Source organism: Alkalicoccobacillus plakortidis (assembly GCF_023703085.1).
In the GTDB taxonomy this organism is placed as follows: Bacteria; Bacillota; Bacilli; order Bacillales; family Bacillaceae_D; genus Alkalicoccobacillus; species Alkalicoccobacillus plakortidis.
In genome coordinates this window covers 1,448,422-1,461,255 of record NZ_JAMQJY010000001.1, presented here as the reverse complement: position 1 = coordinate 1,461,255, position 12,834 = coordinate 1,448,422, and the positions used below count along the sequence as shown (strand labels likewise).

Sequence of the window (12,834 nt, the reverse complement as noted above, 5' to 3'; positions counted from 1 at the left end):
CCGGTGAGGAGTGTATGTCCGCAGCGGTATCCTTACACCGTTTTTTTTGGCGGACAAGAACCCGAACTATTATGCACCTTAAACAGTACAATAGTTTGGGTTTTTAGATAGCTAAAAGAGTCTTGTCTCAGCCGTTTTATGGGTTATTCGTACCTAACTTTCCTGACCTAGTTTTGAAATCCGAGGTCAAGGTTCACGAAGTCTTTCTATAAAGTGTGGAATACACCCTTTCAATTTCAGATAAAGTTAATTCGTAAAGCTGCTGTCCGTCCTTTTTATAGATATGATGCTTAAGCAGCTTGCTAATCAATTGTTGTTTTCGAACCTCAACAGCATCCTCAAGTCTACCCACATACAGCCCTCCTTTTAATTAAAGTAAAATCCTTTTCGGTTGTCCGATCAATTTGGTATACTCATAATAAACAATCTATTCCTATCAGTCAAGTAAGATTTATATTAGTGGACATTTTTCTGTATATTCCGTAATCTAGGTAGAATAGATAGGGAGAGTTTGAGAAAGAAGGAGATTAACATGACAAGTTTGTTAGTAGAAAAATTAAATGAAGAAAAGCAACAAGTGATTAATTGGAGAAGGTATTTGCATCAGCATCCTGAGCTTTCATTTCAAGAGACAAAAACGTCATCTTATATTGCTGAGACTTTAAAAGGGTTTGGACTAGAGGTAAAAACCAATGTGGGTGGTCATGGCATGCTTGCTTATATCAGAGGGGCAGAAGAAGGACCAACCATTGCATTACGAGCTGATTTTGATGCGTTGCCTATACATGAGCTAAATGAGGTAACTTATCGATCAACTGTAGATGGTGTAATGCATGCTTGCGGTCATGATGGACATACTGCAGCTCTTCTTGGTGTAGCAAAGGTTCTCTCTGAAGAAAAAGATCGATTAAAAGGCACGGTTGTTCTGATTTTCCAACATGCCGAAGAGTTGTTACCTGGTGGAGCAAAATCAATGATCGAAGCAGGAGCACTTGAAGGGGTAGATAAAGTATTTGGTGCACATGTGTCATCTGACATTCCTTTAGGCAAGGTTGCTATTAGAGAAGGGGCAGTAATGGCCGCAGCGGATTCCTTTTCCATTAACATTCAAGGAAAAGGTGGTCATGGAGCTAAGCCGCATACAACGATTGATTCCATATCAGTTGGAAGCCAATTGGTTACATATCTACAGCAAATCGTCAGCAGACGTGTCAATCCGATTGATCCAGCTGTTGTCACAGTTGGTGTTTTTCAAGCGGGAACTGCCTTTAATGTCATTGCAGACACAGCTAAGATTGAAGGTACAGTGCGAACCTATAATCCAGATGTAAGGGCGTTAATTGAACAAGAAATAAACGATATTGTTAGTGGCGTATGCCAAGCATCACATGCAGACTTTACAATCGATTATACAAAGGGATATCCAACCGTTGTTAATCATGCGGAAGAAACAGCAATGGTTCGATCGATTGCTAGTACACATCTAGGTGCAGAGGTTCCAATTGTTGTCGCTCCATCATTAGGCGGAGAGGACTTTGCCTATTATCTAGAACAAAAACCAGGTGTATTTTTCCATGTTGGTGGTAGAACGGAAGATGAAAACACTCAATTCCCACATCACCACCCAAGGTTTGACTTTGATGAACAAGCATTACACAACATCGGAAAAATGTTTCTAGCGATTGTAACGGAATATGTAGGATTTAATGATTAAACAAAAAGAAGGCTGAGACAGCAATATTTGATCTATCATAAAAAAGAACCATTATGTTGTTTAACTCGCATAACGGTTCTTTTTTGTGCTCATCAAAATATAAGAGTACGATACCGCCGCAAACATACTCCGCACCAGCAAGCGGCTTTTTCATATCATTTTGTAATGTCTCAAGCTCTCCATATCGATTTATTAGTATACTATTATCCTGTTTATTATTAAGAAACATCCTTTTGATTTAAATAACTAATTAAATATAACAAGTAAAAATTTATTGGGAATTTTGACGGTCCAACATAGCGGACGGGATGGGAGGCCGACTCCTGCGGGACTAAAGGGAGGCCACTGAAAAAGGGTTGATATGTAGTTAAGGGTTCCTTTAAAAATATAAAAACAGCCTGCCATTCCCTTTATTTTGGAAATGGCAGGCTGTTTTTATTTATCATACCGACCCTTTTGGGGTTATTTTTGCTCCATGACTTTCAGTATTCGTTTGAGATTGGCTGAGAAGATGGCCATCGCTCCTTGAATTTCCATCGCTAATAGACCCGAGGAATTCGCCGTTTTATACCCGTGTCTATGCTTTAGTTCACTATTTTTCGCTTCAATTTTGTATCGCGTTTTGGCTTTTTCTTTAAACGTTTCACTTTGCTCAAAAGCGAGATGTTCTTCATGTTCAGGAGAATGGATGGTGACAGAATATGTTTTGCTTTTGGCTCCCTGTTTATAACACCCTTCTTGGAAGGGACACGTCTTGCATTTCTCGATATCAAAATAATACTTCTGTCTTTGGTTTTTGCCTTGCTTCGTCGTTCCTTGTCTGTGTGTCAAAATAGCTAAATGGCCCGCTTTACATACATACATCCCCGCATCTTTATTAAACTCAAACTCTTCTTCCTTTGAGCGTGTCCCATGGGCAATGGATGGATTGGTTTTAGAAATTAATTCAATCTGATTTGCTCTCGCGTACAGGAGATGATCTTTTCCTGAATACGCCGCATCTCCGATGACGGATTCCACTGTCATCCCAGCGTCTACACTTTTTTCAATGAGTGTTCGAAGTTGCTTTGCGTCCGATTTTTCTCCTGTTGTGATGACCGCTGCGGTAATCACGCGTTCATCACTCATCGCTAGATGAGTTTTATAGCCAAAGAAAGACGTATCGGCACTTTTGTGACCCCTTCGGGCGTCTTGATCTTTCATGGATTGGAGGCGTTCGATATCATCGTTGACGGTTTCTTCTACTAGATTCAACGGCTCCGTCACCTTTGGATAGGCATGCAGGGTCGGATGTTGTTTGATCACACTCAAGAGGGTTTGCGTGTACACGAGTTCTTCATCTAAATCATTCTGAGTTGGCTTAGCTGGAAGTTTGACTTGATGGACTCATCGACAGAATAGACTGCTTTCCTCAAGTTTTTTGATCGTTCTCGCAGAATATCGATCGGCTTTTTCTGGTTATAACGTGCCTGGGTATGAGTAGAATCAACGATGATCGTTTTACTTTTAATGACGCCTTGTTCAACCGCTAGTTCGACTGTCTTTCCGATTAATAAATCAAGTACATTCAGATCCTTTAAACGCAATTTACGGAACTTCGTTAAGGAGCTTGAATCAATGACCTCTTCCTCAGGTGCCATGCCTAAGAAGTATTTATACGACATATCATATCTAGAACGCTCCACCAGATCCACATCTGATAATGGAAATATGCTTTTTAACAATAGATATTTAAACATTCGAATAGGGTCTATGGCTGAGCGACCGTGATCCACGTTATAATTCTGTACCAACTCATCATAAATAAAGGAAAAATCAATAAGATCATTCAGTTTCCGTAATGTATGATCTTTAGGAACGATGAGATCATATAGATCAGCATACGCACTGAGTTGGAGAGTTTGTTGTTTTCGAATCATAGTCAGCCACCACTTTCATGTTAGATACACTTATCTTATCAAAAATGAAGAAGAATCTGAGGTAAAAAGAGAGAGGCAGACTAAAATGACGACTATACCTAAAAAAGAACGTTGCCATTTAGTTGATCAGAAGAATAGCGGAAGGAGAAACCGAAGACTCCTGCGGAACAGAACGAGTCTGAAGACATTGAAGGGGTGCCCTTCCACTTCAAGGGCTGAGGCCGTTCCCGCGGAAAGCGAAGGTTTCTCCTGGAGCGGTGCCCGTGAGCTTTTTTCTAACTGACTTTTTCAGTGGCCTCGACTAAAGGGCAGGGTTGAAATGATTTGGCAAGGCCAAATTAGTTCAACGCCCTCTCGCGGAAAGCGTGCCCCCGTCCCGGTAGCGGATAGACTGCAGACTCCCCTTTTTCTCGGATTTTGAAATCACTCTAACTTTAAGGAATCACATCATAATGCTTCCGTTCATCTCTAAAGGTTATCTGTATAGATCTATCTCAGTCACTTATTTATTTAACTTCTCAGCCACAAAAAGCCAGACAAATTGATTTAATGGTTTAAATGAAATGCAGAAGCCAGCATCTTCAGCTATTTGTGAAAGCGTCGGTAAGGTCGTATAAAATTCGCTACGAAGATCTTCGGCGAGTCGATTGTATCCTTTATCCTCTGCAATTTGTATCATTTGCTGTTTTTTCTCCTCTGTTTCAAATGTAGTATCCGCAAATACAATGCGCCCATTTTTAGATAAAAGCTCCTTATACAGATGAAAGGCTGTTCCTTTCTCCTCGTCTGTTAAATGATGAAAAGCGTAGGTGCTAACAATGGAATCGACATCGTTTTGTAGTGGGGGAAAGCTCAGAAAATCTCCAGTTAGTAAAGTTAAAGCAGGAAGTTTCTCAGCTGCTTTTTCTCGCATTTTTATTGAAGGCTCTATTCCTGTAACTGATAATCCACTTTCAAGTAGTCGTTTGCTTAAATTCCCTGTACCTACACCAAATTCAACTACATTGCCTTTGGAGTGTTGGACTACTTCATTTAATATCTCATCGTAAAATCGAAAAACCTCCTTATATTGGATATCTCCTCCCGTAACCGTTTGATCATATGTTTGTGCCCATTCATTAAATAGTCCAGTGAAATCTGTTCCCATGATTTTTTGCATCCTCTCTCAACCTCTGATTTTAATACCATATGTATAGAGCTAAAAAGAGGTAACTAAACCAATTGGAATTGTATATATATAGGGAAAAGGAGGCGCTTAGTGTGTTTCATAAAAGTGTTCATACATTAATTGGAGGGACGCCGCTGCTTGAAATTAGACACGTGCCTCTGCCTAATCAAGTAAAGCTGATTGCAAAGCTTGAATATATGAACCCAGGAGGAAGTATTAAGGATCGGCTCGGTTCATATCTGATTAAGCAGGCTATTAAGGAGGGGCATATTACAGCCAAAGGTACAATCATTGAACCGACTGCAGGTAATACAGGAATTGGTCTGGCAATGGCTGCTGTTGGAACTGAAGTCTCGGTTTATGCAATCGTTCCTGAAGGTTTTAGCAAAGAAAAAATGCAACTAATGCAAGCACTTGGTGCACATGTGATCCAGACGCCGAAATCTCTTGGCATGCAGGGAGCGATTAACCATGCACGAGCCTTAACACTAGAGATTCCTGATAGCTATTGTCCTGAGCAGTTTAGTAATGAAGCAAATCCACTTACCTATTATGAAACACTTGCACCTGAGCTTTGGTCACAATTAAATGGTCGGGTCGATATTTTTGTTGCTGGAGCAGGAACCGGTGGGACATTTACAGGCACAGCTCGCTATTTGAAAGAGCAGAATTCGAACATTCGGACGGTAGTTGTAGAGCCTCAAGGGTCTGTGTTAAACGGAGGAGAGTCTGGGCCACATCGTACGGAAGGTATAGGAATGGACCGAATGTCCTCAATTATGGATCAAAATTTATTTGATAACATTCACACGATTCAAGATAAACAGGCATTCCAGGCAGTAAGAGACTTAGCACGGTTTGAAGGACTGTTAGTAGGAAGTTCGTCCGGTGCTGCTCTAGTGGCTGCGATTCGCGAGGCGCAGGCAGCGAAAGAAGGATCAACAGTTGTTACAATCTTCCCAGATGGAAGTGAACGATATTTGAGTACTGGTATTTATGAGGAGGACTAAAAATGAAGAAAAAAACCAAGCTGATACATGGAGGCATTCCTCAAGATAAACAGACTGGTGGCGTGAGCTTTCCAATTCATTTATCAAGTACATTCAAACAACGGAGTGTAGGCAAGTTTGAATATGAATACGCTAGAACGGGTAATCCAACAAGGCATGCACTAGAGCAACTCATTGCTCAGTTAGAGGAGGGAACGGATGGATTTGCTTTTTCATCCGGTATGGCAGCCATTACTACTGTGTTTAAATTATTTTCAAGTGGAGACCATTTACTTTTATCCGAAGATGTATATGGTGGGACCTATCGATTAATTGTCAAAGTACTTTCTAAAGAAGGCATAACGGCTGATTTTGTAGATACAACGGATTTGAACAAAGTGGCAGCGGCCATACGCCCTGAAACAAAAGCCATCTTTCTTGAGACACCAACCAATCCACTTCTGACGATTACAGACATTCGTGCAGTAAGTCGACTAGCTTTGGACCATTCATTGCTATTGATTGTTGATAATACGTTCTCAACACCTTATTGGCAAAATCCACTTACGCTTGGAGCGAATATCGTTATTCATAGCGCAACCAAATACCTAGGTGGTCATAGTGATGTCGTAGCAGGTCTAGCTGTCACAAATTCTCCGGAATTGGCTGAGCAACTAGCTTTTTTACAAAATTCAATTGGGGCTGTGTTAGGTGCACAGGATAGTTGGCTCCTTATAAGGGGTATTCGTACATTGGGCATTCGAATGGAGGAAATTGAAAAAACAACAAAAGAAATCGCAACGTTTTTGGTGGACCATCCCTCAGTAGCTCGTGTCTATTATCCTGGGCTAGTCTCTCATAAAGGGCACAAACTTCATCAATCGCAAGCAGAAGGATTTAGTGGAATCCTTTCCTTTGAGAGTGGAAGTGGAGAGAGAGCGGAAGAAATAATTTCATCTTTGAAGTATTTTACATTAGCAGAGAGTCTAGGAGCTATAGAAAGTTTAATCTCCATTCCAGGAAAAATGACACATGCTTCGATACCAGCAGAACGACGAAAAGAAATTGGCATTACAGAAGGGTTAGTTCGTTTGTCGATTGGGCTTGAAGATTCTTCAGATCTACTAGATGACCTGCAGCAAGCCTTAAATTAATGGTACATGAGGAGGGAGATGAGAAATCAAAACACGTCTTCCTCCATAAAAAAGCATAAATCTCTCTTTTCTAACGGTAAGCTCTGTTATACTGGAGGTAAAGAAATTTTTGGAGGGATTTTGATGAAACCAAAAGTTATTGTGTATAGTCGTGTACCAGAAGATTTACTGGCGCGTATTAAAGAGACCTGTAGTGTTACATATTATGAGAAATTAACTGATGACAATCACTCTGAATTTATGAAAGAGCTTACAGAGGCAGAGGGTGTGTTAGGTTCAGGATTAAAAGTGGACAAGAGCCTTTTAGAAAAAGCCCCTAAGCTATCTGTAGTAAGTAATATTACAGTCGGTTATGATAATTTAACAATTCGTGATTTAACTGAATGTGGAGTTTTGGCAACCAATACTCCAACCGTGCTTGACGATACTGTTGCTGACACAATGATGTCGCTTATTTTGGCTACAAGAAGACGAGTTGTTGAACTAGATGAACTTGTTAAAAGCGGCAATTGGAAGGCTTCTTTAACACAAGAACACTTCGGGTTAGATGTTCATCATAAGAAGCTTGGTATCATTGGCATGGGTAGAGTTGGACAAACCGTTGCTAAACGTGCAGCAGGTGGTTTTGACATGGAGATTCTTTATCATAATCGCTCACGAAATAATTGGGCTGAAGAAACGTATGGAGCTACGTATTGTTCATTGGATGAGTTACTTGAGCAGTCTGATGTTGTTTGCTTACTAACACCGTTAACAAAAGAAACGTATGATCTAATGGGAGCGGAACAATTTAAATTAATGAAGGAAACGGCTGTATTTATTAATGGGTCAAGGGGAGCCACAGTAGATGAAGAGGCTCTTATTCAGGCACTTGAAGAGGGAGAAATTTATGCAGCTGGGCTTGATGTATTTAAAGAAGAGCCAGTTCCGGCAGACCATCCATTGTTGAGAATGAAAAATGTAGTAACCCTTCCTCATATTGGTTCAGCAACTTTAGAGACTCGACATAAAATGGCTCAGTTAGCAGCGGATAACTTGATAGCCAGCTTAAGTGGAGACAATCCTCCTACGCCAATTAATCCAGAGGTACGTTCTTAATCTTCCAAATGCTAACTCTTGCAATCAGTATAAAAGAGAGTATAATACACTTGGCAAGTGAATTCCTTCACAAATAATGATGGAATCTTGTCAAAAAGTAGTCACAAAGCTTTGACAGGTTTTTGGATTGTCGTTTCTGAATCTTTTATTTGTGAAGGATTATGATAGACTTAATGAGTAAGCCAAGCGGTTTAAAAAGTGTCAAATTGCCAAGAAGGAAGACTCTTTTTTGAACAAATCAGTGGCTTGACTTTGCTGTGGCATGCAAGTCTTTATACTGAGAGAGGAGTCCCAAATGAAAAGTGTGAAGTTAGAAAAAACAGTGGACCAAACAACTTCAGTTTCAAATGTATCCTATTATGCGGATATTCTATTTGAAACGATAAAAACTGGAATTATTAAATCAAATGTACTCGCAATGGTTGCGGGACTTTGTTTTGCTTTATTTATACATGGAGGATCTTTATTTGATCATATGGGATCTATTATCCTGGCCTTACTTGGAAGTTCTCTTGTGATTGGAGCTGCAGGGACTTTTAATAATTTATATGACCGTGATATTGATGCAAAAATGGAACGGACAAAAAAACGTCCAACCGTTACGGGAACAGTTTCTACAAAAAATGGACTTATTTTAGGAATTTCTTTTGCAGTGGTAGGTATGATTTTACTTGCTTTTGCGAGTCCGCTCGCGGCAGTGCTTGGTTTTCTTGGGTTGTTTTTATACACAGTCCCTTATACAATTTGGACAAAACGTAGTACGATTTATAATACAGAAGTTGGGAGTTTATCAGGTGCAGTTCCACCATTAATTGGTTGGGCAGCCGTATCATCTGATATTTATCACCCTGCATCAATTGGCTTGTTTGTTTTGATGTTAATATGGCAAATGCCTCACTTTTATGCGATTGCCATTCGCAAGCTTGATGACTACCGTGCTGCTGGTGTGCCTATGTTGCCAGTTGTAAAAGGTATCAAACGAACAAAGATTCAAACGCTTGTGTATCTTGTTTTATTACTTGCATCATCGGTTTTGTTTTATCCATTTAGTAAAACCATTGCGATTACTGCTTTTATCCTTACTCTTGGATGGATGATTCTTGGGATTGCCGGTTATAAAAAAATGAGTGATTATAAATGGGCAACCGCGATGTTTATTTATTCTCTTAATCATATTACGATACTTTTTGCATTAATCATTGGTTATTCGCTTATCCTAATGTATGTAAATGGTTGACCCATTGATTCCTGTTCCGCCAGCAGATTAGTTGCGGGACAGGCTTTCATGTTTCAAAACACTGTATCAAAGTGAATCTAAACTGAAAGGGGGAATTCAAGTTGGATAATAACTTAATCCTCATTCCAATTGTTCTTGCATTAGTAATGGGAGGAATTGCGCTTTTAGTTCGAATGAAAGCGGCTAAAAAACAGCTTCATTAAGAAAAATCATATTACCTCCTATTTTTATGTCCACAGGGTTTTTGATGTTTTTATATGAACCAACCAGGCCTGCTTCTTTACAAGTTGCGGAAGCGCTTGCAGTCGGCGCGGTTTTTTCGATTTTCTTGATTATTACGTCGAAGTTTGAAATTAGAGATGGCAAAATCTTTCTTCAACGATCAAAAGCATTTATGTTTATACTTATGGGATTATTAATTATTCGAGTAGCTTTTCGTGCGTTTCTTGGTAAAGATATAAACCCAGAAGAATTATCTGGTATGTTTTTTCTACTTGCCTACGGAATGATTTTGCCTTGGAGAATAGCGATGTATGTCTCTTATAGAAAAATTGAGAAGCAATTAACTAATTCAGATGAGAGAACGATACTCTCTGTAAAACAAGAGCCTGCACCATATAAGTAGGTCAAACTCTTCTATTAAAGGGTGTTGTATAAGAAATTATCTATTATAATAGAAATTAACTGAAGGGGGTGCACGAATGTACAATATGTTCTATCAATCTCATGCGGGATCTTGGGCTTTTTTACTTTTATTCTTTTTAGCTGCGTACTTTTTATTCCGTTTTGGTAAACCTAAAGCATCAAAAATTATTTATATGATCGTCCGTTTGTTCTACATAATTATGCTTGTATCAGGAATTGGTATGCTTGTTTTTAATCTTAACGCAAGCGCAGACATTGGAAACTTCGTTAGTGGAAATATTAGTTTCTTAATTAAAGGCTTACTAGCGATTATGTTAATCGGTATTATGGAAGTAATAATGGGTAAAACCAAACGTAGAGAAACAACAGGGTCATTATGGATTGTTTTTGTTGTTTTGATGGTAGCTGTGGTAGCACTAGGTTACTTAAAGCTAGGATAAATGATAATAAAAGGCGCTTAAGAGAGCTCAATCTCTTAAGCGTTTTTTATTAAATTAAAAAGCACTATTTGTTGGCATATGTACTGAGTGGTATACTAATTTTTAAAGTAGTATGTAACATTGACCTAAGAAAGAGGCTTTATATGAGAAGAAAATGGACATTACAGCGGCGTCTTGCAATCTTTGTTACGTTAATTGTTTTGCTTTCACTTGCTGTAACTTTCTATATGATTAGTTTGGAAACAACCGATACCATACAGGAGCAAGAGGAGGAAATTGCTCTTAATACAGCACGGTTAGTTGCAGGAACAAATATGGTTCATCAAGTCTTAGAGGAAGATGTTAAAGTAAATGAAGAATTACAACAGTACACACAGTATGTGATTGAAGCTACTAATACGGACTTTGTTGTTGTGCTAGATAGGAATGGAATCAGACGATCTCACCCTAATCCCGATTTAGTGGGGCTGCCTTTTGAAGGTGGAGATGAAAAAAAGACGTTAGAAACTCAGGAAGAGTACGTTTCAACAGCAAGAGGCACTTTAGGTGAATCATTAAGAGCATTTAGCCCAATCTATAATGAAACTGGAGAATTTATTGGCGCCGTTGCTGTTGGAATTACCCTTAACCAAATTGATGATATTATTGGCACGATGCTCCGACCACTTTATATGGGAATGGTTTTAAGTATAATTGTTGGTGGAATTGGTGCGGTGTTACTTGCTAGACGTGTAAAAAGCCTGATGTATAATCTTGAACCAGAAGAAATTGCGACGGTGTTAGAGGAAAGAAGCGCAATGCTTGAATCAACAAAAGAGGGTATAGTAGCAATTGACAACAATGGACGAGTTCGATTAACTAATGCAGAGGCAAAAGAAGTATTTAGAAAAATGGGTGTCAACGAAAACTTGATTGGACAAGATGTTGAACAAGTTTTGCCTGGTACAAAATTAAAAGAAGTCTTAAAGTCTAATAAGCCAATCCTTGATCGGAAAATTCGAATGGAAGGCTTCGAACTCTTAATTAATGAAGTTCCGATTAGAATTAAACATCAAACAGTGGGGGCTATTGCGACTTTTAAAGATAAGACAGATGTGGCAATGCTTGCTGAGCAACTAACAGGAGTTAAACTCTATGCCAATGCACTCCGAGCTCAAACCCATGAATTTATGAACACGATTCATGTTCTTCAAGGATTAATTCATTTAAAGCAGTACGATCAAGCAGCTGACTATTTAGCTAGATTCACAGAAGTAACTGGACATGAAACGGAACAAATAATGGGCAATGTGAAAGATACAGTTTTGGCAGGTTTCTTAATAGGGAAACAAAGTTATATACGTGAACAAGGTGTAGATTTTAACCTTGATATTCAAGGCAGTATCCCAAAATCAGAGGACAAAGATGTTGTCTATGAACTAGTGACTATTGTCGGAAATCTTTTAACAAACGCCGTAGAGTCAGTGCAATCTAAGGATACAAAATTGGTAGAGCTTTCATTAAGATTTAAGGAAAATGAACTTAGAATTGAAGTGAGTGATACAGGAGAGGGCATGAATCAAGAACAACAGGAGAAAGTATTTAAAAAAGGCTATTCCACCAAAGGTGCAGACCGAGGATTTGGTTTGGCTCTCATCGAACAAAGTGTAACTAACTTAAAAGGACATTTATTAATGACAAGCGATATAGGTGTCGGCACAATATTCACCATTTATATTCCATTTGAGAAGCAAGGAGACAATGAACAACAATGATTTATGTATTAATTGTAGAAGACGATCCAATGGTAGCAGATTTAAATAAAAGGTATATTGAAATGAGTGAAGGTTTTTCACTAGTTGGTATAGCATCAGGTATAGAGAAAGCTTGGGAGATCATTGAAAACGAAAAAGTTGATTTAATCCTTTTAGATATTTATATGCCTGGAAAAAGTGGAATTGAACTTTTAAAACGAATTAGAAGAAAAGACTTAGCGGTCGACGTCATGATGATTTCAGCAGCCTCTGAATCAGATACGATATCTAAAGTACTCAGGCATGGTGCTGTTGATTATTTAATAAAACCTTTTACATTTGATCGATTCCAACACGCTCTGCAAATGTATAATAAACGTATGAATCAGACTAAACAATCAGATGTATTAAATCAGCAAGAGTTAGACCATCTTATGCAAAATGCATCTGCACATATTGAGAAACCATCTCTGCCAAAAGGCTTAACAAGGTCAACCTTACAGGTAGTTTGGAAAGCGATCAAAAATCGTGGAGACGCCACTTTTTCAACAGAGGATATTGCAAATGATACGAATATTTCACAGGTATCCATTCGGAAATATCTAAAACTACTTGAGGATTCTGAGGTATTATCTGTAAATATGGTTTATGGTTCAGTAGGTAGACCTGTTTTTCGTTATACTTGCAGCATCCGTGCTGATGAATTAATCGAACCATTTCTTTAAGTTTACTGTTTT

At 38.8% G+C, this 12,834-nt stretch carries 11 protein-coding genes and 1 pseudogene; 9 read left to right on the top strand and 3 right to left on the bottom strand.

Annotation, left to right across the window (positions count from 1 at the left end):
* Positions 1 to 193: 193 nt before the first annotated feature.
* Complete coding sequence (locus tag NDM98_RS07805; protein ID WP_251606019.1) at positions 194 to 352, bottom strand: Fur-regulated basic protein FbpA; 159 nt, start codon at positions 350 to 352, stop codon at positions 194 to 196.
* Positions 353 to 532: 180 nt separating this feature from the next.
* Between NDM98_RS07805 and NDM98_RS07800 the strand changes: the two genes are divergently transcribed.
* Positions 533 to 1,714: a M20 metallopeptidase family protein gene (locus tag NDM98_RS07800; RefSeq protein WP_251606016.1), complete on the top strand. Its 1,182-nt coding sequence runs from the start codon at positions 533 to 535 to the stop codon at positions 1,712 to 1,714.
* Between the two features lie 462 nt (positions 1,715 to 2,176).
* Here NDM98_RS07800 and NDM98_RS07795 read toward each other — a convergent pair.
* Together NDM98_RS07795 and NDM98_RS07790 are read right to left on the bottom strand one after the other, a co-directional pair.
* Positions 2,177 to 3,633: pseudogene (locus NDM98_RS07795) on the bottom strand (IS1182 family transposase).
* Positions 3,634 to 4,135: 502 nt separating this feature from the next.
* The gene (locus NDM98_RS07790; RefSeq protein ID WP_251609026.1) at positions 4,136 to 4,780 is read right to left on the bottom strand and encodes a class I SAM-dependent DNA methyltransferase; all 645 of its coding nucleotides are present in this window, start codon (positions 4,778 to 4,780) and stop codon (positions 4,136 to 4,138) included.
* Positions 4,781 to 4,893: 113 nt separating this feature from the next.
* Here NDM98_RS07790 and NDM98_RS07785 point away from each other — a divergent pair, with 113 nt between their 5' ends.
* The 8 genes from NDM98_RS07785 (at position 4,894) to NDM98_RS07750 (ending at position 12,822) form a co-directional block, all read left to right on the top strand.
* Entirely contained in the window at positions 4,894 to 5,811 is a 918-nt protein-coding gene (locus NDM98_RS07785; protein ID WP_251606013.1) for a PLP-dependent cysteine synthase family protein, read from the top strand.
* Between the two features lie 2 nt (positions 5,812 to 5,813).
* Complete coding sequence (locus NDM98_RS07780; RefSeq protein ID WP_251606010.1) at positions 5,814 to 6,944, top strand: bifunctional cystathionine gamma-lyase/homocysteine desulfhydrase; 1,131 nt, start codon at positions 5,814 to 5,816, stop codon at positions 6,942 to 6,944.
* Positions 6,945 to 7,067: 123 nt separating this feature from the next.
* Positions 7,068 to 8,042 carry a 2-hydroxyacid dehydrogenase gene (locus NDM98_RS07775; RefSeq protein ID WP_251606008.1) on the top strand — a complete coding sequence of 325 codons (975 nt, stop codon included), beginning with the start codon at positions 7,068 to 7,070 and terminating at the stop codon, positions 8,040 to 8,042.
* Positions 8,043 to 8,337: 295 nt separating this feature from the next.
* Complete coding sequence (gene cyoE, locus NDM98_RS07770; protein ID WP_285803898.1) at positions 8,338 to 9,279, top strand: heme o synthase; 942 nt, start codon at positions 8,338 to 8,340, stop codon at positions 9,277 to 9,279.
* 247 nt (positions 9,280 to 9,526) lie between these two features.
* Complete coding sequence (locus NDM98_RS07765) at positions 9,527 to 9,904, top strand: CcdC family protein (RefSeq protein WP_307728721.1); 378 nt, start codon at positions 9,527 to 9,529, stop codon at positions 9,902 to 9,904.
* A gap of 76 nt (positions 9,905 to 9,980) precedes the next feature.
* Complete coding sequence (locus tag NDM98_RS07760; protein WP_251606005.1) at positions 9,981 to 10,364, top strand: DUF1516 family protein; 384 nt, start codon at positions 9,981 to 9,983, stop codon at positions 10,362 to 10,364.
* Positions 10,365 to 10,507: 143 nt separating this feature from the next.
* Positions 10,508 to 12,118 (top strand): DcuS/MalK family sensor histidine kinase, encoded by a 1,611-nt coding sequence (gene dcuS / locus NDM98_RS07755; RefSeq protein WP_251606002.1) that lies wholly within the window; start codon positions 10,508 to 10,510, stop codon positions 12,116 to 12,118.
* The gene (locus tag NDM98_RS07750) at positions 12,115 to 12,822 is read left to right on the top strand and encodes a response regulator (RefSeq protein WP_251605999.1); all 708 of its coding nucleotides are present in this window, start codon (positions 12,115 to 12,117) and stop codon (positions 12,820 to 12,822) included. The genes dcuS and NDM98_RS07750 overlap by 4 nt, the downstream gene beginning before the upstream one ends.
* Positions 12,823 to 12,834 lie beyond the last annotated feature (12 nt).